Annotated in this window: 22 protein-coding genes; 18 read left to right on the forward strand and 4 right to left on the reverse strand. The window is 36.0% G+C overall.

The window, feature by feature from the left end; all coding sequences use genetic code 11:
• Positions 1-3: 3 nt before the first annotated feature.
• From AC0JIQ_RS07685 to AC0JIQ_RS07695, 3 genes are read left to right on the forward strand one after another with little or no spacing between them, the layout of a single operon-like run.
• Complete coding sequence (locus tag AC0JIQ_RS07685; protein WP_474203156.1) at positions 4-1,206, forward strand: alkane 1-monooxygenase; 1,203 nt, start codon at positions 4-6, stop codon at positions 1,204-1,206.
• A gap of 3 nt (positions 1,207-1,209) precedes the next feature.
• Positions 1,210-1,374 (forward strand): rubredoxin, encoded by a 165-nt coding sequence (locus tag AC0JIQ_RS07690; RefSeq protein WP_004662235.1) that lies wholly within the window; start codon positions 1,210-1,212, stop codon positions 1,372-1,374.
• 58 nt (positions 1,375-1,432) lie between these two features.
• Entirely contained in the window at positions 1,433-2,467 is a 1,035-nt protein-coding gene (locus AC0JIQ_RS07695; RefSeq protein ID WP_474203157.1) for an AraC family transcriptional regulator, read from the forward strand.
• Positions 2,468-2,562: 95 nt separating this feature from the next.
• Here the strand turns inward: AC0JIQ_RS07695 and AC0JIQ_RS07700 are convergent, their stop codons facing one another.
• A complete protein-coding gene (locus tag AC0JIQ_RS07700; RefSeq protein WP_474203158.1) occupies positions 2,563-4,167 on the reverse strand; it encodes a GMC oxidoreductase in 1,605 nt (534 codons plus the stop codon).
• Positions 4,168-4,667: 500 nt separating this feature from the next.
• On the opposite strand from AC0JIQ_RS07700, the gene AC0JIQ_RS07705 reads away from it, so the two are divergent.
• The 4 genes from AC0JIQ_RS07705 (at position 4,668) to AC0JIQ_RS07720 (ending at position 7,886) form a co-directional block, all read left to right on the forward strand.
• On the forward strand, positions 4,668-5,429 hold the full coding sequence (locus tag AC0JIQ_RS07705) for a hypothetical protein (RefSeq protein ID WP_474203159.1): 762 nt from the start codon (positions 4,668-4,670) through the stop codon (positions 5,427-5,429).
• 335 nt (positions 5,430-5,764) lie between these two features.
• Positions 5,765-6,316 carry a cysteine hydrolase family protein gene (locus AC0JIQ_RS07710; protein ID WP_474203160.1) on the forward strand — a complete coding sequence of 184 codons (552 nt, stop codon included), beginning with the start codon at positions 5,765-5,767 and terminating at the stop codon, positions 6,314-6,316.
• A gap of 331 nt (positions 6,317-6,647) precedes the next feature.
• Positions 6,648-7,238, forward strand: coding sequence for a uracil-DNA glycosylase family protein (locus AC0JIQ_RS07715; protein WP_474203161.1), 591 nt, complete (start codon positions 6,648-6,650; stop codon positions 7,236-7,238).
• A gap of 24 nt (positions 7,239-7,262) precedes the next feature.
• Positions 7,263-7,886 carry a class I SAM-dependent methyltransferase gene (locus AC0JIQ_RS07720; RefSeq protein WP_474203162.1) on the forward strand — a complete coding sequence of 208 codons (624 nt, stop codon included), beginning with the start codon at positions 7,263-7,265 and terminating at the stop codon, positions 7,884-7,886.
• Between the two features lie 12 nt (positions 7,887-7,898).
• Here the strand turns inward: AC0JIQ_RS07720 and AC0JIQ_RS07725 are convergent, their stop codons facing one another.
• Positions 7,899-8,387: a pyridoxamine 5'-phosphate oxidase family protein gene (locus tag AC0JIQ_RS07725; RefSeq protein WP_474203163.1), complete on the reverse strand. Its 489-nt coding sequence runs from the start codon at positions 8,385-8,387 to the stop codon at positions 7,899-7,901.
• Between the two features lie 119 nt (positions 8,388-8,506).
• Complete coding sequence (locus AC0JIQ_RS07730; RefSeq protein ID WP_474203164.1) at positions 8,507-10,018, reverse strand: phospholipase D family protein; 1,512 nt, start codon at positions 10,016-10,018, stop codon at positions 8,507-8,509.
• A gap of 166 nt (positions 10,019-10,184) precedes the next feature.
• Between AC0JIQ_RS07730 and AC0JIQ_RS07735 the strand changes: the two genes are divergently transcribed.
• From AC0JIQ_RS07735 to AC0JIQ_RS07785, 11 genes are all read left to right on the forward strand, one after another.
• A complete protein-coding gene (locus tag AC0JIQ_RS07735) occupies positions 10,185-11,294 on the forward strand; it encodes an S-(hydroxymethyl)glutathione dehydrogenase/class III alcohol dehydrogenase (protein ID WP_474203165.1) in 1,110 nt (369 codons plus the stop codon).
• A gap of 59 nt (positions 11,295-11,353) precedes the next feature.
• Entirely contained in the window at positions 11,354-11,710 is a 357-nt protein-coding gene (locus AC0JIQ_RS07740) for a winged helix-turn-helix domain-containing protein (RefSeq protein ID WP_474203166.1), read from the forward strand.
• 236 nt (positions 11,711-11,946) lie between these two features.
• The gene (gene atzF, locus AC0JIQ_RS07745; protein WP_474203167.1) at positions 11,947-13,773 is read left to right on the forward strand and encodes an allophanate hydrolase; all 1,827 of its coding nucleotides are present in this window, start codon (positions 11,947-11,949) and stop codon (positions 13,771-13,773) included.
• Between the two features lie 15 nt (positions 13,774-13,788).
• Positions 13,789-17,394, forward strand: coding sequence for an urea carboxylase (uca, locus tag AC0JIQ_RS07750; protein WP_474203168.1), 3,606 nt, complete (start codon positions 13,789-13,791; stop codon positions 17,392-17,394).
• A gap of 11 nt (positions 17,395-17,405) precedes the next feature.
• Positions 17,406-18,101: a GntR family transcriptional regulator gene (locus AC0JIQ_RS07755; protein ID WP_474203169.1), complete on the forward strand. Its 696-nt coding sequence runs from the start codon at positions 17,406-17,408 to the stop codon at positions 18,099-18,101.
• A gap of 55 nt (positions 18,102-18,156) precedes the next feature.
• Positions 18,157-18,444 carry a hypothetical protein gene (locus AC0JIQ_RS07760; RefSeq protein ID WP_474203170.1) on the forward strand — a complete coding sequence of 96 codons (288 nt, stop codon included), beginning with the start codon at positions 18,157-18,159 and terminating at the stop codon, positions 18,442-18,444.
• Positions 18,445-18,498: 54 nt separating this feature from the next.
• Entirely contained in the window at positions 18,499-18,771 is a 273-nt protein-coding gene (locus tag AC0JIQ_RS07765; RefSeq protein ID WP_474203171.1) for a hypothetical protein, read from the forward strand.
• Positions 18,772-18,921: 150 nt separating this feature from the next.
• Positions 18,922-19,797 carry an AraC family transcriptional regulator gene (locus tag AC0JIQ_RS07770; protein ID WP_474203172.1) on the forward strand — a complete coding sequence of 292 codons (876 nt, stop codon included), beginning with the start codon at positions 18,922-18,924 and terminating at the stop codon, positions 19,795-19,797.
• A 7-nt stretch (positions 19,798-19,804) separates the two neighbouring features.
• Complete coding sequence (locus AC0JIQ_RS07775; RefSeq protein ID WP_474203173.1) at positions 19,805-20,809, forward strand: NAD(P)H-quinone oxidoreductase; 1,005 nt, start codon at positions 19,805-19,807, stop codon at positions 20,807-20,809.
• Positions 20,810-20,915: 106 nt separating this feature from the next.
• On the forward strand, positions 20,916-21,794 hold the full coding sequence (hchA, locus tag AC0JIQ_RS07780; RefSeq protein ID WP_428980032.1) for a glyoxalase III HchA: 879 nt from the start codon (positions 20,916-20,918) through the stop codon (positions 21,792-21,794).
• Positions 21,795-21,935: 141 nt separating this feature from the next.
• Positions 21,936-22,970, forward strand: coding sequence for a 2-dehydropantoate 2-reductase (locus tag AC0JIQ_RS07785; protein ID WP_474203174.1), 1,035 nt, complete (start codon positions 21,936-21,938; stop codon positions 22,968-22,970).
• Positions 22,971-23,025: 55 nt separating this feature from the next.
• On the opposite strand, the gene AC0JIQ_RS07790 is transcribed toward AC0JIQ_RS07785, so the two are convergent.
• Complete coding sequence (locus AC0JIQ_RS07790; RefSeq protein WP_474203175.1) at positions 23,026-23,880, reverse strand: bile acid:sodium symporter family protein; 855 nt, start codon at positions 23,878-23,880, stop codon at positions 23,026-23,028.
• Positions 23,881-24,172: the final 292 nt, after the last annotated feature.

The following is a 24,172-nucleotide window of genomic DNA, read 5'->3' on the forward strand; positions in this document are numbered from 1 at the left end:
TATATGAATGCTATTCATCAGATCGAAACTAATGCTTCAAAGTTTAAAGATAAAAAAAGAAAGTTATGGATGTTAGGTCTTGTTATTCCAAATATTGCAAATGCTGCGATGTTAGGTTACCAATTTGGACCGAAGCGTACCAAGAAGTTTTTTGCAGCCGCAGGACCAATTGCATTACATGGTCTGATTCCACTTATTGATAAATTTCTAGGTGAAGACTCGGAGAACCCTCCTGAGGAGGCAATAGCTGAATTAGAAGCTGACTCTTATTATGCAAAAATTCTGAATCTTTATATTCCATTACAATATATTGCAAATATTTATGGCAATTATATTGCCAGTCGGGATTCGACACCACTCTCTGATCGTATTTTGATTGGAACAACACTGGGTTTAGTGAATGGCGTCGCAATTAATACAGCACATGAGTTAAGTCATAAATCTGGAAAGTTACAACACTACTTATCGCATTTGTGTTTAGCGCCCACAGGTTACAATCACTTTCGCATCGAACATCCTTATGGGCATCATTTGCGTGTTGCAACACCAGAAGACCCAGCTTCATCACAATTTGGTGAGTCTTTTTGGAAGTTTTGGCCGAGAACAGTCAGTGGTAGTTTTAAATCAGCAATTGAAATTGAAACCAGACGGTTAGAGAGAAAAGGCTTATCTTTTTGGTCAATCCACAATGAACTGCTACAAGGTTGGGCAATGTCTGCTGCTTATCATGGATTAATGCTCAAAGTGTTTGGCAAAAATATTATTCCTACTCAGATCACGCAATCGCTCTATGGGATCACGCTATTTGAAGCGGTCAATTATATGGAGCATTATGGTTTAAAACGACAAAAGCTAGAAAATGGCCGTTATGAAAGAACCATGCCTGTCCATAGTTGGAATAATAACAGCTTATTCAGCAATATCTTGTTGTATCAATTACAGCGTCATTCAGATCATCATGCTTATCCAACACGTAGTTATCAGGCATTACGTCATTATGAAAATGTACCGCAATTGCCAGCAGGCTACACAAGCTTATTTTTACAAGTGTTTATACCCTCATATTGGTTTAGTATTATGGATAAGCAGGTGATTAATTATTACCAAGGGGATATTGATAAGATCAATGTCTATGAGCCAGCGAAAGAAGCCGTTTTGCAAAAATATAATCAATATTTTCAAGCTCAAGCAACAGAGGTGCTCTAAAACATGAAAAAATATCAATGTATCGTGTGTGGATGGATTTATGATCAATCTCTAGGTCTACCAGAAGATGGCATCAATGCAGGCACTGCGTGGGAAGATATTCCTGAGAGTTGGACTTGTCCAGACTGTGGGGTATCTAAAGCAGATTTTGAGATGGTTGAAATCTAAAGTAGAAAGAAGCGGCAAGAACAAAACCTTGCCGTTGATCTATAAAGAAATTACAAAAATGAATAATCAAATCCCGTATATCCCAGCAAGATATTATTTCAAGATACTTGATATATTAGAATCGAGAAATATCACGACTGAAGAAATATTATCTGAAATAAATATTGATCTAAAAAAATATTTAAGTTCACCTGACATGAAAATTAACCAAGAACAAGTCAGTAAATTCATTTCATTTTGTTTAAAATTTCCTCGTAATTATGATTTAGCATTTGAACTAGGACACTCTTTAAAAGTGAGTTCGCATAATTTGGTTGGCTACGCGATTCTAACCAGTGAAAACTTAGAACAAGCGCTGATTTATATTTCTAAATATTTTTCTTTGATTATCCCTAGTTTTAAACTTTCATATTTTTATCATACTGATCAGTCAATGGAATTGATTTGTGAACCTGTGATTCAAATAGATACCTTATCTCTGAACTTTCATCTGGAAGCTATTGCAGTCGCTTTGCATTGTACGATTTATGAATTGGTTGAGAATAGGTTATTGCCATATCATATTTTTATGTCAATCAATGAACCCTTACATGGCTATCGCTATGCACATCTAAGCAAAGTGAAATTTCATTTTAATACCTTGAAAAAGCCGAGTTTTCGAGTGCAATTGAGTGAAAAACTGATTAAACAAAAGCTACGTCTAGCTGATGAGGGAACGCGTAAAGCGATTGAACTAAAGTGTCAGGAACAAGTATATGAAATTAAGAATAATATTGATCTGGTCGTTTGGCTCAAACAACTATTTTTAAACTCCTCTGAAATTCCGAGCCTAGAAGACTGTGCAAAATTATTGAATATTTCAAGTAAAACACTGCAACGGAATTTAAAAGAGAAGGAGACCTCATATCAGGAATTAAAAAACACGGTCATTATTGATAAAGCCAAACAGATGCTGATTTCTTCTAATAAAAGTATGATTGAAATAGCTGAGGAGTTAGGTTACGCATCTGCTTCTAATTTTTCTCGATCATTTAAGTTTTTTGTCGGTATTGCGCCCACGATTTATCAAAAAAATATCAAAACTTATAACTGAGATTTCTATTTTAATTTTTCTATAAGTCTGTTTTTAAATGGTGCAACTTATATTGCACCATGTCTATATTGATAATATCTGAGAGAAGAATAATCTTAATTTTTAGGTGGTATAAACGACATTGCACGTTCTGCTAAGGCGGTAATGGTTAAACTAGGGTTCACGCCTAAATTTGCGCCTAGCATTGCACCATCAATGATGTACATATTTTTATAATTAAACACGCGATTTTGTGCATCGATCACACCTTCTTCAGCCGAAGTTGCCATTGCACAGCCACCCATGCAATGTGCGGTAAAGGGAATATTAAATAGTATTTCAGTTTTGGTTGTCATAGGATGCCCATTAAACATTTTGGCAACTTTTTCAGTAAAGGCATTTGCCTGTGGGATATAAACAGGTAAGGGCTGACCGTGTGAAGACAATGTTTTGCTAAAAGGCCACCACCAATTTCTTTTTAATTTCATTTGAATTGATGCATCAACCGTTTGCATGACTAAAAAGATGAGTGTCTGCTTTGCAAAGCCAAAAGGATTATTCATTTTCAAGAAGATTAGCGGATGGCAGATCAATGCCCATAACCATAACAAAATGCGTGAAAAACCTGGTTTTCCACCAACGAGGTGAGTTGTAAGCAAACTCATTCCATCCGAACCTCGTTGATAGCGAGTTGCTTCGATATGAGTATTATGATCCAGATAAATACTTGAACCAATCGCCACACCTTGACTCATATCGACATGCTGATCAAAGAAACGAACGCCTAAAATGGACTCAGCATTGGTACGTACTTGCGTACCTAATAGCTTGGAAATATTAGGTAAAGTTTTATTATCTTTGAGACGTAGCAACAATTCTTGTGTTCCAAGCGATGAAGCTGAAAAAATGACGTTTCTAACCCGCCAAACTCGCTTATTTCGATGTCCCCATTGAGTTGAATTAATCGTGGTCACGATATACCCATCACTTCCATCAACTTTATTGTTTAAAGGGCGAATATCAATGACCTTTGTTTCAGCAAAAACTTTCGCGCCTTGTTTTTCAGCAAAATATAAATAGTTTTTATCTAGGGTATTTTTAGCATTATGTTTACAGCCTGTCATACAGCCGCCACAAGCAGTACAGGTTGCGCGATCTGGACCTTTTCCATCGAAATAAGGATCGGGATAGGTTTTACCGCCTTGTTCACCTTGAGGAGGGAAGAAAGTTGCAACTCGTGTTGGCTTAAAGGTATGCCCAACACCGACAGCATCTCCCATTTTCTTGAGCATATGATCAGCAGGCCCAAATATTTTATTGTCCGTTACCCCCAACATTCTTTCTGCTTCAGCAAAATATTGGGGCATATCTTCTTTTAAGTGTGGGATTTTTCCCCAAGTACCTTCACTCCATACACTACTAGGAGGAACTAATAATGTATTGGCATAGGTGATGGAACCACCGCCAACGGCATTGCCACAGATAATTGCAACATGCCTAAAAATACGTAAATTAAAAAATCCAAAGAAATTTATAGCAGGGCGCCAAATCCATTTTGGGGTATTCCAATTGGTTTTAGGAAAATCTTTCGCTTCCCAACGTTTTCCCATTTCCATCACTGCGACAGAATATCCTTTTTCTGAAAGTCGATGTGCTGAGACACTTCCTCCAAATCCTGAACCAATAATGAGATAGTCAAAGTCATAATCATCTTTAATCATTTGGGAAAACTCCTATATTTCAGCGATTTAAAATCTATCTGTGAGTTTGAATAATGACCATTTTTAAAGACTTTTTTGAAAAATGGAGTCGTATTAAAAGTGAGATAGATGAAGAAGCTGAAAATTTCCATTGAATAGTTTTAAAAGTTCATGCTGATTTATTATTTTGTTGTTTGCATAGCAGGAAAAGACAATCAATATTCATAAAGCGACATAAAATATTTTAGTGAAATTCAAATAGCCTAAGTAAGTTTTGATAATTTTAAATAAAAAAAAGCAAACAAAGAAAAACAAAAAATCTAAAATAAGAATAAGCTAAGCTAAAACTACATTTCATTTTAGAACTTGTTGAAAATAAGATTATTCAATGACTATCATTTAGCAATTAAAGTTAATAGATTATTTATCTTAATTTAAATAATATTAAATAAATATCTGAAATATATTGCTTATTTTTTTATTTTATATAAGTCTTAATAAAAATACTGAGGACTATTAAATTGGCATATTTAACTAAAGCATTAATCCGACAAGATATCGCTGGGGATTTAAAGGAAGAGTGTAATGCACATTTGGATGCTTTGATTGCTCTCGCAGATGCAAAAGCTGAATATTACGCAGAAAAGATAAAAAGTGATTTACTTTCGGCTGGTTTTGGGACCGATAAAACGTTTCCTATATATTGCATACAATCATTCACTTATCACACTAAGGCTTATAAAGCTGAGGATATAAAATCTATTCGTAATGTCGTCAAAGACTCAATTAAAGGATTTATTCATGAGAGCAAGTCAGAAACGGTAACTACCATCCTATCGGGGTACGTAAAAACCTTATTCGAATCATATGGTCAAGCAGAACATAAAATTCAAAGAAATTTTGTAATTTTGGAAGGTGTTTCAATCATTCGATTAGATTTTGTAGGCTGGTCTCGTGTGGTGAGTCCATCATTAATACAAACTAAATGCGAAAAGATTGGTACGTTTGTTCTCTATAGATCTATAGTTGATATGAGCAAAGTATCGTTAAATGACTTCATTTCTGTATATCAAGAAACAATTAGGGCTGAGAATGAAGGTATTAGCGATAAAGAGATAATCCAAAAATGCAAAGAGTTGTACTCTGCCTTTAATTCTTCAAATAAACCTAGAAATTTGTATACGTCTGCGGTAGTTCCACCTATTGATGAAAATGAATCTTTAGAAACAACCAAAGGTTATGAAGATACTGAGGTTTTTAGGAAAAACCTAACATTACTCTAAATATAATACTTAAGATAGCATCGTAATTGTTAAATTGTGGAACAGATTACGGCAGATTAAATTAATCTAAAGTTTATCAAAAGTTAAAATTTACAAAGATAAAATGCTTTATTTATTAGATAAAGCTATGATAGGTTAAATGTGTCGAAATTATGATTGAGTTGAATTTAATGAACAGTTTGTTAAATAAAACAAATACGACCACCACAACCTCAAAAAAGGCTGTGTGGGATTTTTTATTAATTTGACTTAACTTAATAAGATAACCAAACCCAGTCAATAATGGCTGGGTTAATTTTTTCTCGGCTGATTATTGCATTTTTAAGAGAAAGAAAATGGATAAAGCAAGTTTTAAATCAAAGTCCGCTTTACTTGTAATTGATATGCAAAATGGTCTATTTAAGGGAAATCTGAGTCCGCACAACGCTCAACTCATCCTTTCAAACATCAATAGGCTTATTGAATATCAGCGCTTAAATGAAATGCCTATTATATTCATTCGCCATGTTGGCGAGAGAGGTACACCGTTAGATCCAGAATGTCTGAATACTCAATTAATTGATGATTTACAATTTGATCCGCTTAAAGATTTAGTCATTGAGAAGAAGTATCCAAGTTGTTTTAAAAATACTTTTTTAAAAGAATTATTAGACAAACTGTTTGTTGATGAAGTCTTAATTACAGGAATGAAAACAGAGTATTGTATTGACACAACTGTTAGAATAGCTTCTGAGTATGGCTATAAAGTCGTTTTAGCCTCTGATGCACACACTACATTTGATTCCGCACTTTTAAATGCTGGAGAAATGATCAGCTATCATAACCAAATATTAAATAATGTATTTGCTAAGGTGCAAACTTCAGAGGAATACATAACTTTAATTTGAACAAAAAATTAAATTGGGAAGCCCAGCCAATACAGTAGTTATTGGTGGTGCTTTTTACTTTGACCTATCAAACTGATCTTTATAATTTTATGGATTGTTAATAAAAAATGTATTTAATTTTTTAATTATAACTGCATTGACTTCAAATCTAGTTCTGTAAAGCAGTTTTCCTTCCTATCAAAACTCAATCAAAGAAAAGATATTGAGAATATTTTGCGGAAATTTTGTGAAGATTGTTTTTTGAGCACAAAAAGAGCTAAGGAGGAAACTTGAAAATTCTATAAAATAATGAAAAATTTGTACTCAATTTTAAAATTGGTTCTGTATATAAATGACTGATATAGAAATAGAAACTCACCCATTACAACCATTTTCACCACATAATGCCAAACTACTGATGTTAGGGAGTTTTCCACCACCACAGAGTCGATGGAAGATGGATTTTTACTATCCAAACTACCAAAATGATATGTGGCGTATATTTGGGCTCATTTTTTTCGAAGATAAAGATCACTTCTTAGATTTACCAAATAAGCGTTTTAAAGAACAACAAATTCGTGATTTTCTCACAGAGATTGGAATAGCAATATTCGATACTGCTTATCAAGTGAAACGACTGCAAGGCAATGCTTCTGATAAATTTTTAGAAATTGTTACGGCAACTGATTTATCACAATTGCTTGGGCAAATTCCGATGTGTCATACGATTATGACCACAGGAGATAAAGCAACTGATACTTTGATGCAGCATTTTCCTGAACAAATAAATAAACCAATGATTGGGCAATCAGTACAAGTGAATTATGGCAATCGTGAGCTGAATTTATACCGCTTACCATCATCTTCACGGGCATATCCGTTGGCATTAGACAAAAAAGCGGATGCTTATAAACAATTTTTTCAAGCGATTGGGTTGCTTTAAATATATAAAAAATAGGGGAATGACATGAATGATGTATCTAGTCCAATTGATTTAAGAAACTATGCAGATGCTTTGGAATGGCAAGAAACGGCGAATATAAAACGCCCATGGCGAAAAGATTTTTTTGATTATTATGTAGAGTTAATGAAAACTAATCGTTCTGATCCATGCCATATATTAGAATTAGGTTCTGGTCCAGGTTTTCTAGCTCAACATTTGTTGTCGCAATTAGATCATATCGAATATACGGCGTTTGATTTTTCTGAAGTGATGCATCAGCTCGCACAAGAAAAATTGAATAGCTCAGAACAATCACGAATAAAATATTTTGTTGGAAATTTTAAAGAACCTAATTGGCAAAATGCCTTAGATCGAAAATATGATTTTATTATCATCCATCAAGCCCTACATGAACTTCGTCATAAACAATATGCAGCTAATTTTCATAAGATCATCAGAACGTTGTTGAATCCTAATGGCATCTATCTAGTTTGTGATCATTTGTGCGCGCCCTATGCAATGCAAAATAATCAACTCTATATGAATAAACAAGAGCACTTGGATGCGTTTAGTCAGGCATCTTTTCAAGAGATCAAGATGCCATTGGAAATAGAAGGGCTATGTTTATTCGAAATGAGTTTAAATTAAATTAAAATTAAATTAAATTAAATGCTCCATCATTTTTGGATATTTAATCCAGCGGAATTCATTGATTTTGATGTCACGAACATGTGTAAACTCAGACCAGATAAGTTGACTTCCTTTTGTCCACTGTAATGGTTGAATACGGCGAGCTATAGCGATTCTTTCTTCTCTATTTGCTGGGCGTAAGTCTCCGATCTCTACATATAAGCGCACACCAGGATAATCTGTGAAGCTACCTTGAATGAGTGAGCTTAACCAAAACCACTTACTGCTATTGATTGCTTGAATACATGCTTTTGAGTTTTGACCTAAATTAGTACTTAATTTTTCTGTGAAAGTATCAAAAAAGTAACCTGTTTGATCTTCATTTAAAAAAACTGTGCCGATAGGTGTAATTGAAGGTTGACCAAATTGATCGACTGTTGCAATCGAGGAATGTAGGGAAGCCTTTTGTGCTGCTTTGAATACTTGTTGGATGTTTTTCCAATTTTTTTCTGAAATCATCTTTTTATCCTTGTTATTGTTTATTCATATAATAATTAGCATATATACGCTTAAAGAAAATAGTCTTTAGTTGAGAATAACTTGTCAATTTAGTCAATCAGAATTGATCGATCAGTATCTTACATCATCCACTCAATTGGAAAATAGGAAACAAACTTGGTGCTAAATCTTTGAAAATTTGTACTTTCAGGATCATGGTAATGTTTTACGATTTCGCCATTTTGTTTATGTTCATACCAAACGATATTGCCATTTGAGTCAAGTTTAAGTTGATAAGCAACTTGAAGTAAGTGTTGATCAAGTAATGCTGTAATTTGATTTTGTAGCTGATCAGATTCAACCACTAAACCGACTTCGGTGTTTAAGTAAGCTGATCTTGGGTCAAAATTAAATGAACCAATAAAAACCTTACCATCTACATCAAAAAACTTGGCATGTAAACTCGAACGATTTTTACCTTTTACAGGAATCACACTACCAGTCGCGATTTCGTACCATGTTCGCTTTGTTCGTTCAATATTGGGTTTAAATTCGTAAAGTTGAACTCCGTTTTGCAAGAGTGGTTTACGATATTTACTATAAAACGAATGAACAACGGCCACATCATTCGCAACTAAACTATTGGTTAGTACACGAACTTTAATTCCATTCTTCGAAAGTTGGCTTAAATATTCTGTTCCACGTTGGGTCGGAACAAAATAAGCAGAAACCAGTTCCATATGCTGTTCGGGTTTACCTAAGATTTTGAGCATTTGAAATGAAATCAGTTCTTGATCTTTTGCCTGACCTAAAATTTTATTGGGATGATCGGCAACAAAATGTGCCTTAGCCCATTGAATAGGATAATGTTGAAGCCGTTCTTTTAAAAAGTCCTGTGCAGATTCAAGTTTATTTTCTGTCCAAGTATTGGTCTGATCAAGTTGTTCAAATTTTTGTCTAAGTTGCTCAAGCTGTTGAGGTTGCCCAGTACCGATCAATTGTGTGGTTGAATAACTTAAATCATTCTCCCAAAATTCTTTAAAACTTTGTTCTGCATGATCAACCGCACTGCCATAGAATAAAATATCCATATCACTAAATTGAAAATAATTACTGGCTTCAAAGTACTCACTACTGATATTGCGTCCACCTGTAATGGCAATTCCATCATCGGCGATCAGGAGTTTATTGTGCATACGATGATTAATTTTGTTTAGTCTGAATAAATAATCTATCACTCTAAGATGTCTAAATTTATAGGGATTAAAAATCCTAATTTCAAAGTTTGGATGCTGTGAGAGTGCCCTCAAAGTTTTATCTAGTTTTATTCCATTCTGATCATCAATGAGTAATCGAATTTTTACTCCTCTGTCAGCAGCATCTAATAGTTCATGCAGCATAAGATTGCCAATCGCATCATCTTTCCAAATATAATATTGTAAATCAATTTGATATTTAGCATTTCGAATCAAGTGGATACGAGAAGCAATGCTGAGAAAAGCATCATCAAGCGCTAAAAAGGCAGTCAAACCCTGTTTAATATTGAGGTCAGCTTGAGGATCATTCATCCACTTTGTTTTCACTGGCAAAGCATCGCTCCGTTTAGGATTTTGATTAGGCGGCAAAGCACAGGCACTTAAACTCAATACCATAACAATCGATATCGTTTTAAGGTGGTATAGATTCTTTATCATTTTTATCGTGAAATGTTGTCTACTTATGTAAAGATAGCACTACATCTACTTGAAGATGTTGAATATCAGCATAAAATCAGTTAACTGTTACACAAACATAAAACATGACTATAAGGATGAAGGTATGAAATCTCGTGCAGCCGTTGCTTTTGCCGCAGGTGAACCATTACAGATCGTAGAGCTTGATGTTGAACCACCAAAAGCTGGTGAAGTCCTGATTAAAATTACCCATACAGGTGTATGCCATACAGACGCATTTACTTTATCTGGTGATGATCCTGAAGGTGTTTTCCCCTCAGTTCTTGGACATGAAGGGGCTGGTATCGTTGTTCAAGTAGGTGAAGGCGTTACCAGTGTTGCAGTGGGTGATCATGTGATCCCGCTATATACTGCAGAATGTAAAGAATGTTTATTTTGTAAATCGGGTAAAACCAATTTGTGTGTTGCAGTTCGTGCAACTCAGGGCAAAGGCGTAATGCCAGATGGTACAACGCGCTTCTCTTATAATGGTCAACCTGTTTATCACTACATGGGCTGTTCAACTTTTAGTGAATATACCGTTGTTGCTGAAGTATCTTTAGCAAAAATCAATCCCGAAGCAAATCCTGAACAAGTCTGTTTGCTTGGTTGTGGTGTAACGACTGGTATTGGTGCAGTACATAACACTGCTAAAGTTCAAGAAGGTGATAGTGTTGCGGTATTTGGTTTGGGGGGGATTGGTCTTGCCGTTGTGCAAGGCGCACGCCAAGCTAAAGCTGGACGTATTATTGTGATTGATACCAATCCTGAAAAATTTGAATTGGCCAAACAATTTGGTGCAACTGACTTTTTAAATCCAAAAGATTATGAGCAACCGATTCAGCAAGTAATTGTTGAAATGACAGGTTGGGGTGTAGACCATTCTTTTGAATGTATTGGAAATACCAATGTCATGCGCTCAGCATTAGAATGTGCTCATCGTGGTTGGGGACAATCAGTGATTATTGGCGTTGCTGGTGCAGGACAGGAAATTTCAACTCGCCCATTCCAATTGGTGACAGGTCGTAAATGGATGGGAACTGCTTTTGGTGGGGTAAAAGGGCGTTCACAATTACCAAAAATGGTTGAAGATGCAATGAAAGGTGAAATTCAACTTGCGCCATTTGTGACTCATACCATGCCGCTAGAGGACATTAATGACGCTTTTGATCTAATGCACGAAGGTAAGTCGATCCGTACAGTGATTCATTTTTAATTGTGAATGTTTAGATTTGATGATGTGTAGCGCATCATCAAATCTTTGAGTATAAGTTGATGTCCAAACCACGTTTAAAATTACATGTTCGAATCTTAGCTGAGGAGCAAATTGCTTTTGGTCCGGGTAAAGCTGAATTACTCGAAGCAATTCAACGTACAGGCTCAATTTCTCAAGCCGCAAAATCTATGAATATGAGTTATCGTCGAGCTTGGCAACTTGTAGATACCATGAATCAGTGCTTTCATTCTCATGTTGTTGAAACGCAAACTGGTGGTACGCATGGTGGCGGTGCATTAGTGACAGAACTAGGGCAAGTGGTCTTGAAAAAATATAGAGCAATGGAGCAACAAGCTATTCAAACTTTAGAATCAGAGTTTGAGGCGTTATCTAACTATCTAAAAATAAAGGAATAAATTATAAGAATGATAGATTGAATATGGATTTGTGCAAATTTTGATAAACAAAAAATGCTCTTTGTTAAATTATGGAGCATTTGCATTAAAACAAAGCCTTTTAAGCACCAAGATGAAAATTAGAAAAAATAGTATATCAATAAAATAATATAAATATATGATTTAAAAAATAAAATAAATTGGCATGGATTCTGCATTTTAAAATTCAAACTTGTATACAAGATGGGATTCATAAAATGCATGAAATAAAAACTTTAGGTTGGACAATTTCAGAGTGGCAAACAGCTTATTCAAAAAATGAAATCCAACTTAGTACTTTAAAAGATTTAGTTGCATCAATTGGTCCTCAAGATAATGCGTGGATTTCAATTGCGACGGTAGAACAGATTGAACAGCAAATTCAAGTTCTCGATGAATTAACTAAAGAAGCTGAAAGTTTAGAAAAACAATTTCCACTCTACGGTGTTCCATTCGCAGTAAAAGATAATATTGATGTTGCAGGGTTTGTAACTAGCGCAGCTTGTAAAGCTTTAACGACAGTTGCAGTACAAGATGCTGAAACAGTACGTTTGTTGAAGCAAGCGGGTGCAATCGTAATTGGCAAAACTAATCTTGATCAGTTTGCGACAGGTTTAGTGGGAACGCGTTCACCTTTTGGTATTGTTGCAAATACCTTTAATTCTGAATATATCAGTGGCGGTTCAAGTTCAGGTTCAGCAAGTGTGGTTGCTCGTGGATTTGTTCCATTTGCTTTAGGTACAGACACCGCAGGTTCAGGGCGTGTACCAGCAATTTTTAACAATATTGTTGGGCTAAAACCAACTAAAGGGCGGTTTTCAAATCGTGGTTTATTGCCTGCTTGTAAAAGTCTAGATTGTATTTCGATCTTTGCCTTAACCGTTGTAGATGCAGACTTGGTTGCAAATGTTTTAGAAGCATATGATCCGTTGGATAGTTATTCACGTAAGCATCCAAAGAATGTTCCAGCGCATTTCTCTAGCAAATTAAAATTTGCCATTCCAGAAAAGCTAAATTTCTTTGGTGATGAGCAATCAGAAAAAGTATTCCAGCAAACAATCCAATTACTTGAGTCATTAAACGCTGAGATCACTAAAATTGATTTTTCAGATTTTGAGCAACTTGCAGCGCAACTATATCAAGGTTCATGGGTGGCAGAACGTACCGCAGCCGTTGACGATTTACTCAACAGCAATACTGAGGATTTTGATCCAACGGTATTAGAAATTATTAAAAACGGCGAAAAATATTCAGCGGTGGATGCTTACAATGCAGAATATTTAAAACAAGATTTAGCTCGAAAAATCCAACAAAAATTGGCTGACTTTGATGCCTTAATTGTTCCAACCGCACCCACAATTTATACCATTGAGCAGCTTCAACAAAATCCGATTGAATATAACGCTCATTTGGGAACATATACCAATTTTACTAATTTAGCCGATCTGAGTGCTTTGGCATTGCCAGCAGGATTTAGAGCAGATCATTTACCATTTGGTATCACTTTAATTGCGCCAGCTTGGCATGATGCAGCATTGGTTCATTTTGGTAAAGCTTGGCAAAACTATCTTGCACTGAAATTAGGGGCATTGGATAAAACGCTACCTTTAAGTTCTGCTGTGCCTATTTCGCAACATCATATTCGCGTTGCAGTCGTTGGTGCTCATCTAACTGGTATGCCGTTGAATTTTCAGCTTACCACACGTGATGCCGTGCATATCGAAACCACCAAAACCTCTAAAAATTATGCACTTTATGCATTGAACGGTACTGTTCCACCTAAACCCGGCTTAGCACGTCAGCAAGATGGTCAAAGCATTATTGTAGAACTTTGGGATGTCCCAACTGCTCGATTTGGTGAATTTGTGGCTGAAATTCCGACACCTTTAGGCATGGGTAATGTCGAACTAGAAGATGGGCGTTGGGTGAAAGGTTTTATCTGTGAGCCTTATGGCATAGATGATGCAGAGAATATTAGTCATTTTGGTGGATGGAGAGCCTATATTCAGCATCGTAACAGCCAAGCAGCAAACACAGCGAATTAATTGGGGGAAATCATCATGTTTAAAACTGTACTTATTGCAAACCGTGGTGAAATTGCTGTTCGAGCGATTCGCACACTTAAAAAATTAGGCGTAACCAGTGTTGCTGTGTATTCGGATAGTGATCGTTATGCGCAACATGTTGAAGATGCTGATATTGCAATTGCATTAGAAGGTTTAAAACCAGCCGATACTTATTTGAGTATCGAAAAATTAATTCAGGCAGCTAAACAAACTGGCGCAGAGGCAATCTTTCCGGGGTATGGCTTTCTTTCTGAAAGTGCCGATTTTGCTCGTGCTTGCGAAGAAAATAATATTGCTTTTATGGGGCCAACGGCAGAGCAAATTCTAGAATTTGGTTTAAAACACCGTGCTCGTGAATTAGCTGCTGCTGCCAATGTGCCGATGACACCAGGAACAGGGTTGTTGGATAGCTTAGAAGAAGCACTGACTGCCGCAGATCGTATTGGCTATCCAATTATGCTGAAAAGCACCGCTGGTGGTGGTGGTATTGGTTTGACCCGTTGTGATACGCCACAAGCGTTAACCGATGCATATGAAAGTGTAAAACGTTTGGGCGAACAATTCTTTAAGGATGCAGGTGTATTTATTGAATGCTTTATTGATAAAGCACGTCATGTTGAAGTGCAAATTTTTGGTGATGGAAAGGGACAAGTCGTTGCCTTTGGTGAGCGTGATTGCTCTTTGCAACGTCGTAACCAGAAAGTGGTAGAGGAAACGCCTGCGGCAAATTTACCTGAAGCGACACGAAAAAAACTACATCAAGCAGCGGTAGAACTGGGTAAATCCGTTAATTATCGTAGTGCAGGAACAGTAGAGTTTATTTACGATGCCAATCGAGATGAGTTTTATTTTTTAGAAGTGAATACACGCTTACAGGTTGAGCATCCAGTCACTGAGATGGTTACAGGTTTAGACTTAATTGAATGTATGCTCAAAGTGGCTGCGGGTGATGAACTTGATTGGGCATATCTCAGCAATATTCAGCCTAAAGGTGCAGCGATTGAGGTTCGTGTTTATGCCGAAGATCCTGTAAAAAATTTCCAACCAAGTCCCGGTGTGTTGACTGAAGTCACCTTTCCAGAGGGAGCACGTGTTGATACTTGGGTCAAAACGGGCACAGAGATTTCTCAATACTTTGACCCAATGATTGCCAAGATTATTGTGCATGCTGATGATCGTGCCAGTGCTATTGAAGAATTAAAGAATGTATTGGCTGAAACTCGATTGAATGGCATTAATACAAACTTGGATTACGCACGTGCCATCGTTTCAGATCAGCGCTTTGAGTCTATGCAAATTTGGACAAGAATGTTGGATGATTTCAATTACACGCCAAATGTAATTGAAGTAGTTCAAGCAGGAACGTTGAGTTCAATTCAAGATTATCCGGGTCGTACAGGCTATTGGGATATTGGTGTACCACCATCGGGTCCAATGGATGATTATGCATTTCAGCTTGCCAATCGTATAGTTGGAAATGATGCTAAAGCCGCAGGTTTCGAGTTTACCTTAGTTGGACCAACATTAAAGTTCCATACAGATACGATTATTGCTTTGGCGGGCGCAAGCTGTACTGCGTTGTTAGATGATCAGGAAATTGATTTTTGGAAACCTGTTGAAGTTAAAGCAGGACAAATTCTAAAAATCGGTCAAGTAGAATCAGGTTGCCGTACATATTTAGCGGTACGAAATGGTTTGGATGTTCCTGTTTATTTAGGCAGTCGTTCTACTTTTGTGCTTGGTAATTTTGGTGGTCATGCAGGTCGTACCTTACGTGTCGGTGACATGATTAAAATGGTTGATTCAGCATTTGCTAGTGCAGAATTGCCACTTGCACATGATGAACCTCAATCGTTATCGGCTGAATTGATTCCTGAATATAGTAATGAATGGGAAATTGCGGTGTTATATGGCCCGCACGGCGCACCAGATTTCTTTAAACCTGAATATGTGGAAGAGTTTTTTGCATCAGAGTGGACAGTTCACTTTAACTCAAATCGTTTAGGTGTGCGTTTATCAGGACCAACGCCAAGCTGGGCACGAGAAAATGGTGGTGAAGCTGGTTTACATCCATCAAATGTACATGACTGTGAATATGCGATCGGTGCAATTAACTTCACAGGCGATTTCCCTGTGATTTTGGCAAAAGATGGTCCAAGTTTAGGCGGTTTCGTTTGTCCTGTGACGATTGCCAAAGCAGAACTTTGGAAAGTGGGACAACTTAAAGCCGATGATAAAATTCGCTTTTATCCTATTAGTGTTGAACAAGCCAATGAACTTGAACGTCAGCAAATTGAAAATATCCAAAATTTTGCGGAAGCAAACAAAATTGTAGAAACAATTGAGCCAATTCAAGAGGTTGTCAGTACGATTTTGGCACAACGTGAACCAACTGAATTGTCGCCAAAAACAGTGTATCGCCAAGCAGGTGATAGTTATATTCTCTTAGAATACGGCGAAAATGTTTTAGATTTAGCTTTACGTTTACGAGTGCATCAACTTATTCAAATGATTCGTGATGCAAAAATTGCAGGCGTATTGGAACTGTCACCGGGTGTTCGTTCACTACAGATTAAATACGATGGCTTAGTAATTCCACAATCACAATTGATTGCTCAATTACTTCAACTCGAAAAAGAGATGGGTGATTTGAGCCAATTAAAAATCCCATCTCGTATCGTACATTTGCCGATGGCATTTGAAGACAGTGCGACTTTAGGAGCTGTAGAACGCTATCAAGAAAGTGTTTGCTCTAAAGCACCGTGGTTGCCAAATAACGTTGATTTTATCCAACGCATTAATGGCTTGGCAGATCGAAATGAAGTTAAAGATATTATTTTTGATGCGAACTATTTAATTCTTGGCTTGGGTGATGTGTATTTAACAGCACCTTGTGCCGTACCGATTGACCCACGCCATCGTTTACTCAGTTCTAAATATAATCCAGCTCGTACCTTTACCGCAGAGGGAACGGTTGGGATTGGTGGTATGTACATGTGTATCTACGGCATGGATTCACCAGGCGGATATCAATTGATTGGGCGTACTCTGCCAATTTGGAATAAGTTTAAGAAAAACAAACAATTTGGTGATAAACAATGGTTCTTACAATTCTTCGATCAAATTAAATATTTTGAGGTTACAGAAGAAGAACTCAATCAATGGCGTGCTGACTTTGAAAATGGTCGTGCTGAGATCAAGATTGAGGAAACTGAATTCGATTATGCGGATTATGTAAAATTTTTAGAGAATGAAGCTGAAAGTATTGCCGAGTTTAAAGCTAAGCAACAACAAGCATTCACAACTGAAGTGGATCGCTGGAAAGAGGAGTTTGCAGCTCAACCTGAAGAACAGATTCAAGAAAATAACCATGCTGATTACAGTCATTTAGCATCATTAAATGCATCGATGACAGGTAATATCTGGAAAATTTTTGTTGAACATGGTCAAGAGGTTAAAAAAGGTGAAACTGTTGCTATTATTGAAGCAATGAAAATGGAACTTCCTGTTTATGCAGAAGAAGATGGCATTGTAAAAGCCATTATTTGTAGAGCAGGGCAAACCGTACATAGTGGTGAACCACTGGTTTATATGGAATAAGGCAAGGTTGCATGAAAGAAACCAAAATAAAAACAACAAAAAGCTCAGACAATTTGTCTGAGCTGGTTTACCAACGCATCAAGAATGATATCTTTGATTTCAAAATGATGCCAGGTGAACGTTTCACTGAATCTGAAGTTGCAAAAGCTTATGATGTAAGTCGCACCCCAATCCGACAAGCACTATATCGTTTGCAACAAGAGGGTTATGTTGATGTGAGTTTTCGTAGCGGTTGGCAAATCCGACCGCTCAATTTTCGGTATTATGAAGAACTTTATGATGTGCGGATCGTATTAGAAAAAGATTCGATTCGTAAACTTTGTCAGATGGATCATCAAAACTCGGTTGAATTATCTGTATTAAAGGATTTATGGTTGATTGAACCTCATCAATATCTAAAAGACATTAAACAATTGTCACAACAAGATGAGGATTTCCATTGCGCTTTAGTTCGTGCCTCTGGAAATAATGAAATGGCGAGAATTCATCGTGATTTGAGTGAACGAATTCGTATTATCCGTCGTTTAGACTTCTCAAAAGATTATCGCGTTGAAGCGACTTATCAGGAGCATCAGAAAATACTGGGTTATATTTTTAATCGTAAAGTAGATGAAGCCATACAGGCGATTGAAGCGCATATTATGCAAAGTCGTGATGAAGTGAAAAAAATTACTTTACAGATGTTGGATTCGAGTCAGTTTTATTAGACTATATTATTTATCTACTATCAATTAACAAATAAGGAAGTTGGGATCAACTTTGATGGAAAAATATATTATTAACTCACCCGATGATTTTAATGATTATGACTGGGAATATGAAGCAAAAGGGTGTTTGCAAGTTGAAGTTACATTTTTAAAGGACTCTTATACTTTTAACTTTTATGATATACGAAGAATTTATAGTATTGAGAGTAACAACTATTTTGGAGACCATTGTTTTTATGATAAAAACCTCGTTTTTTTATCAAATATAAATTTTAATAATATTAAATATTTTTTGGATAAAGTTTTGAAAAATAATGAATTATCCTATTTTATTAAAAATTAATTGATCAGAATCGAAATGAAAAACTAAACATGCATGAAGAATTAAAGAGTTGAAATGGAAGAATTATCAAAAGAAAGCTTGGATGAAATTTTGGAACGTTGTTTAAATGCAACCTATGGGACATGGATTTCTTATGTAGAAGGTCGAGACCATGAATCGGGATCTAGTTTTATTATGACAAATGGAGATGATATTGAATTAATTGGTGCAACGGTTGCTGACCAAGATTTTATTGCACATGCAAAACAAGATATTCCAAAATTAGTGTCAGAAATCTTCAGACTCAGATCAATTCTTGGTTTAGATGACAAACCTAATAACTTATAAAAATTTAATTAGTATTTTTACTAAGATATTGGAATCATAATATAGACATTAAAAACTCTCTTTTCTATGCCTAATCCTGCATAAAACTAACATCTTTCCTGAATTTTCTATTTAATAATAAAGATCACATTTCAAATCATCAGATGACACATGATGAATAACCAAATACTTAGCTCACTGTTTTTAAAACTTGTTGCTAAAGAAGGCTTCTATGCTACCGCGATAGATGGCATCACTTTGATGCGTGTAGATCACAACAGACCACCATTAGCCGTATTGCAAGAACCGACCTTAGTTTTTGTTTTACAAGGCAGTAAACGTGGTTATATCGGAACTGAAACCTATGCATTTCAGCAAGGTGAATGCCTTATCGTCTCTGTGTCTATGCCATTTGATTGTGATACGGTAGCGAGTCCTGAATTGCCTATGATTGCGATGAGCATGAAACTAGAGGCAGATACGGTAAATGAGTTATTAGCAAAAACATATTTTGAAAATGATAAATTTAAACCACTCACTACGGGCATGAGTGTAATTCAATATGATCAAACCATTTCGAATGTATTGATACGACTATTAAAAACTTTAGGTTCAGAACAAGACAGCTTGATTTTAGGTGAACAAATTAAACGAGAGTTATTGTATCGAGTGATTCAACATTCGGGTGCAGATGCTTTAAAAGGATTAGTGGCTCAAGGAAACTTACGACCAATTTATAAAATTTGTGAATATATTCAACATCATTATACAGAAAAAATAACAGTGGAAATACTTGCTGAACAAGCCAATATGAGTATTTCCGCATTTCATAAAGCATTCAAACAAGTCACATTACATTCACCGTTGCAGTACTTAAAAGTTACGCGGTTGCATAAGGCAAAACAAATGTTGCAAAACGAAAACCAAAGCGTTGCTCAAGCAGCTTATGCTGTTGGTTATCAAAGCTCATCTCAATTTAGTCGAGAGTTTAAAAAACAGTTTGGTTTTTCTCCTAATCAGACTGAAGTAAATGTAGAGAAGGAATGAGTAAGTCATGAATCAAAATAGTAGAGAACAAATGAAATATATCGAAATTACTGAAGCTGGCGGTCCTGAAGTTCTAAAAGTTGTACAAGGTAAGAAACCTGAGATTAAAGAAAATGAAGTATTGATTGAAGTCTATGCCACTGGGATTAATCGCCCTGATATTTTGCAACGACAGGGGCTTTATCCGATGCCGAAAGGCGTAACGCAGATTCCAGGATTAGAAGTTGCTGGGATCATTTCGCAAATCGGTTCAAAAGTAGAAAAATTTAAAGTCGGTGATAAAGTCTGCGCGCTGACCAATGGTGGAGGATATGCAGAATACTGTGCTGTCCCAGCAAATCAAACTTTAGCGATTCCAAAAAATCTGAGCTTTGTTGAAGCAGCAGCTATTCCAGAAACTTATTTCACCGTATGGGCAAATCTATTTCAGATCGGACAATTGAAAAAGAACGAAACTGTTTTGATTCACGGAGGAGCGAGTGGAATTGGCTCTACAGCGTTGAGTTTATGTCATGCCATGGGGATTCAAACTTTTTCCACGGTGGGCAGTGACGAGAAAGCTGAAAAATTAAGCTCTATTTCGACAGTTATTAATTATAAGAAGCAAGATTTTGAACAAGAAATTTTGTCACGTACAGATCAGCAAGGCGTTGATGTGATCTTGGATATTATTGGCGCTGCTTACTTTAATCAAAATCTAAGACTGTTAAAAAGAGATGGGCGACTGGTAATTATCGGGTTTATGGGCGGTCGAAAAGTAGATGGTTTTGATATTCAAGAACTCATGCTAAAACGCGCTGTGGTGACTGGCTCAACGATGCGTGCACGAACCAATGATGAAAAAGCAAACATTACCCAAGAATTGGAACAGTTTGTTTGGCCATTAATCGAAACAGATCAATGCAAACCAATTATTTATAAGACTTTTGCATTTGAAGAAGTTGTAGAAGCACACCAATGCCTTGAAAGCAGCGAACATGTTGGAAAAGTGGTACTCGAAATTAAATCGTAATTTTGCCTAATCGTATTCATTCTATGCCTATTTATACATCAAGCTTGAGAATGATCACCTAGAAAAGCAATATGTAAATCAAACATATCCTACGAGGAATTTGAAGATGACAACAAATATAGATGATCGCAACCCAACCCCAGATTTAGCAGAAGATAATGCTTTTTTTCCATCACCTTATTCTTTAAGTCAGTATACAGCTCCTAAAACTGACTATGACGGAACTACGTATCCGAATCCCTATCAAGGTGATAAAAAGATTCTTATGATTGCTACGGATGAACGCTATATCTTGATGCAAAATGAGAAATTCTTTTCTACAGGAAATCATCCCGTAGAAATGTTGTTACCGATGTTCCATTTGGACAATGCTGGTTTTGCCTTTGATGTTGCAACACTCTCAGGTAATCCAGTTAAACTTGAAATGTGGGCAATGCCAAAAGAAGAACAAGTGGTTTTAGATACGTATCATAAGTATGAAAAACAACTGAAATCTCCACTTAAATTGGCTGAGATTTTAGAGCAAGCTTTAAGTGCTGATTCACCATATGCTGGTATTTTCATTCCTGGTGGTCACGGTGTTTTGGCTAAAATCCCTGAAAGTAAAGAAGTTAAGGCTTTATTAAAATGGGCAGTAGATCATGACAAATATGTGATTACCTTATGTCATGGTCCAGCTTCTTTATTGGCAGCCGCAGTTGATGAAAGTCCAAATGATTATATTTTTAAAGGCTATCAAGTCTGTGTTTTTCCAGATTCATTAGATAAAGGTGCCAATATTGATATTGGATATATGCCAGGACAATTGCCGTGGCTCGTCGGTGAAAATTTAGAAAAACTTGGTGTAGAAATCTTAAATAAAGGAATTACTGGGCAAGTACACCAAGATCGAAAACTATTAACGGGTGATAGTCCATTAGCCTCTAATAATTTGGGGAAACTTGCCGCTGAAACTTTATTGGCTGATCCAAACCTTAACGCATAATCTGTTTTATGAGTTTAAAGCCCAATTCAATATTGGGCTTTTTCTTTAGCAAAATTTAAAATTTGTAAGCTAGCTGACAAGTTTTAAATTTTGATTATGTTAAGAAAGTGGTAGTTGAAATGAGATGTTTAAGGATCATCGATGAAAATATGTGTTTATGGTGCAGGCAGTATTGGATGCTATCTTGGAGGTAGGTTGGTTGCTGCTGGCTATGACATAGATTTTATTGTCCGTCCTAAAATTCAACAGCAACTCCAAACATACGGTTTAACCGTTTCAGATTACAACGGATTTAAGCAAAACATTGCTGCAAACCAACTTCAAATGACGATTGATCCAAATGCAGTTACTCATGCAGATATTATCTTGGTTTGTGTAAAATCAGCATCTACTGAACAAGTTGCTTTTGAATTAAAAGATATTTTAAAGAAAAAGACCATTATTATCAGTTTTCAAAATGGCTTAAGCAATGTGGGGATTTTAAAACAAATTCTCACTGAGCACACTATCCTTGAAGGTATGGTACCTTTTAATGTAGCAGCTTTAGGAAATGGTATATTTCATCAAGGAACAGATGGGGCTTTGTATGTCAAAAGCCATACCCAATTAGATGAATTTGTGCATGCATTTAAAAAAGCAAAGCTAGAAATTCAGCTAGAGCAGGATATGCAAGCTGTGCAATGGGCAAAATTATTATTGAACTTAAATAATTCAATCAATGCACTCTCACAGCTTCCGTTAAAGCAACAATTATCTATTCGAGAATATCGTCATTGTTTAGCACTTGCTCAATTAGAAGCTTTGAGTTTATTAAAAATCGCTAAAATTAAACCAGCAAAATTGACCCCAATTCCTGCACAATTTATTCCTAAAATTTTAAAGTTACCCAATGCTGTTTTTAAGATTATCAGTAAAAAAATGCTCGCTATAGATCCACTTGCACGTTCTTCGATGGCAGATGATTTAATGGCTGGTAGAAAAACTGAGATCGATTGGATCAACGGTGAGATTGTGAATTTAGCGAAACATTTGAATCTGAATGCACCAATTAATCAAAAACTAATTCAATTGGTTAAACGAGCAGAACTACGATCTGAACCAAAAGCATGGTCTGGATTTGAACTGAAAGCTCGATTAGAGCAAGTCAGTAAAATGAGACCACAAAAAAGCGTATAGTGATATACGCTTTTGTTTTATATAAATTAATAGTTATTAATAATTTATATATTTTTTATTTTTCAAATCGAGTAATCAACGTACCAAAAATAGTCGCGAAAATATACATAAAAATTGAATACACAGCAGCAGGCATCGCGATGGTGGTACTTGCCATAATGGTAAGTGCAATCGTCATGGCTAAAGTACTATTGTGAATCCCGATTTCAAATGCACACGCACGTGCTTGATATGAATTAATACCAAATATACGCGGAACGAAATAACCAACCATTAAGCTGATTGCACAGAATAATGCAGTTGCCAGACCAATTTGACCAATATATTCAACCAAATTGCTTCGCTCTTTAATGATTGCACCTAGAATAATAATCAGCAGAAACACGACTGCAAAAATACGCACTGGACGATTTAGTTTTTCAGCAAGGTGAGGTGCATAGTGACGAATAAGCATGCCAATACACACAGGCACTAAAATAATTAAGAAAACCTGTAAAACTTTCGTGAATTGTAGACCGACTTGTTGGCCTTCATTCATAAAATGTAAAATTGAAAAGTTCACAATAAAGGGAAGAAAGACCGCTGCGACAATTGCGTTGATAGCAGTTAAAGTAATATTGAGCGCAATATCACCTTTATACAAATAACTAAATAAATTGGCAGTGGTACCGCCAGGTGATGCAGCTAATAACATCAAACCTACGGCTAAAAGTGGTGGTAATGCGAGTATCTTACAAATTAAGAACGCGATACCCACCAATAAAATGAGCTGACAGAATAAAGCGATCAAAACAGCTTTGGGATGTTTACTGACCCTTGCAAAGTCTTTAAGTGTTAATTCTAAGCCCATACCAGCCATAACAATCGCTAGAGCAATAGGTAAAAATATTGTGATCAATCCTGAATCCATAAACCGTTTTTCCTTTTGGTGATATTTTTTTGAAATTTGATATTTTTGATGTACTATGTGCGCCTAAGTTAAATATCAAAAATCTAAGTAAACTTAGGTTAAATCGAATAACTTATAAAAAAATAATTGTAATATTCCTATAAATTAAAGAATTACAACATATTTATTTGAATAATATTACATCCTCCTTGCCATCTTACTTTAGGTAATTTATATGCACAAAACTGTCATCTAAACGACAATTTAAGTAATTAAAATCAAAAAGCAAAACTATAAAGATTCAATTTTTGCT

Source organism: Acinetobacter sp. FB, assembly GCF_056033405.1.

Bases quoted from the DNA above. Each gene is read 5' to 3' on its own strand.
- uca (WP_474203168.1), top strand. From the start codon at position 13,789: ATGTTTAAAACTGTACTTATTGCAAACCGTGGTGAAATTGCTGTTCGA.
- AC0JIQ_RS07695 (WP_474203157.1), top strand. From the start codon at position 1,433: ATGAATAATCAAATCCCGTATATCCCAGCAAGATATTATTTCAAGATA.
- AC0JIQ_RS07725 (WP_474203163.1), bottom strand. From the start codon at position 8,387: ATGATTTCAGAAAAAAATTGGAAAAACATCCAACAAGTATTCAAAGCA.
- AC0JIQ_RS07735 (WP_474203165.1), top strand. From the start codon at position 10,185: ATGAAATCTCGTGCAGCCGTTGCTTTTGCCGCAGGTGAACCATTACAG.
- AC0JIQ_RS07730 (WP_474203164.1), bottom strand. From the start codon at position 10,018: ATGGTATTGAGTTTAAGTGCCTGTGCTTTGCCGCCTAATCAAAATCCT.
- AC0JIQ_RS07775 (WP_474203173.1), top strand. From the start codon at position 19,805: ATGAATCAAAATAGTAGAGAACAAATGAAATATATCGAAATTACTGAA.
- AC0JIQ_RS07770 (WP_474203172.1), top strand. From the start codon at position 18,922: ATGATGAATAACCAAATACTTAGCTCACTGTTTTTAAAACTTGTTGCT.
- AC0JIQ_RS07765 (WP_474203171.1), top strand. From the start codon at position 18,499: ATGGAAGAATTATCAAAAGAAAGCTTGGATGAAATTTTGGAACGTTGT.
- AC0JIQ_RS07785 (WP_474203174.1), top strand. From the start codon at position 21,936: ATGAAAATATGTGTTTATGGTGCAGGCAGTATTGGATGCTATCTTGGA.
- AC0JIQ_RS07720 (WP_474203162.1), top strand. From the start codon at position 7,263: ATGAATGATGTATCTAGTCCAATTGATTTAAGAAACTATGCAGATGCT.
- hchA (WP_428980032.1), top strand. From the start codon at position 20,916: ATGACAACAAATATAGATGATCGCAACCCAACCCCAGATTTAGCAGAA.
- AC0JIQ_RS07700 (WP_474203158.1), bottom strand. From the start codon at position 4,167: ATGATTAAAGATGATTATGACTTTGACTATCTCATTATTGGTTCAGGA.
- AC0JIQ_RS07790 (WP_474203175.1), bottom strand. From the start codon at position 23,880: ATGGATTCAGGATTGATCACAATATTTTTACCTATTGCTCTAGCGATT.
- atzF (WP_474203167.1), top strand. From the start codon at position 11,947: ATGCATGAAATAAAAACTTTAGGTTGGACAATTTCAGAGTGGCAAACA.
- AC0JIQ_RS07685 (WP_474203156.1), top strand. From the start codon at position 4: ATGAATGCTATTCATCAGATCGAAACTAATGCTTCAAAGTTTAAAGAT.
- AC0JIQ_RS07715 (WP_474203161.1), top strand. From the start codon at position 6,648: ATGACTGATATAGAAATAGAAACTCACCCATTACAACCATTTTCACCA.
- AC0JIQ_RS07710 (WP_474203160.1), top strand. From the start codon at position 5,765: ATGGATAAAGCAAGTTTTAAATCAAAGTCCGCTTTACTTGTAATTGAT.
- AC0JIQ_RS07740 (WP_474203166.1), top strand. From the start codon at position 11,354: ATGTCCAAACCACGTTTAAAATTACATGTTCGAATCTTAGCTGAGGAG.
- AC0JIQ_RS07690 (WP_004662235.1), top strand. From the start codon at position 1,210: ATGAAAAAATATCAATGTATCGTGTGTGGATGGATTTATGATCAATCT.
- AC0JIQ_RS07755 (WP_474203169.1), top strand. From the start codon at position 17,406: ATGAAAGAAACCAAAATAAAAACAACAAAAAGCTCAGACAATTTGTCT.
- AC0JIQ_RS07760 (WP_474203170.1), top strand. From the start codon at position 18,157: ATGGAAAAATATATTATTAACTCACCCGATGATTTTAATGATTATGAC.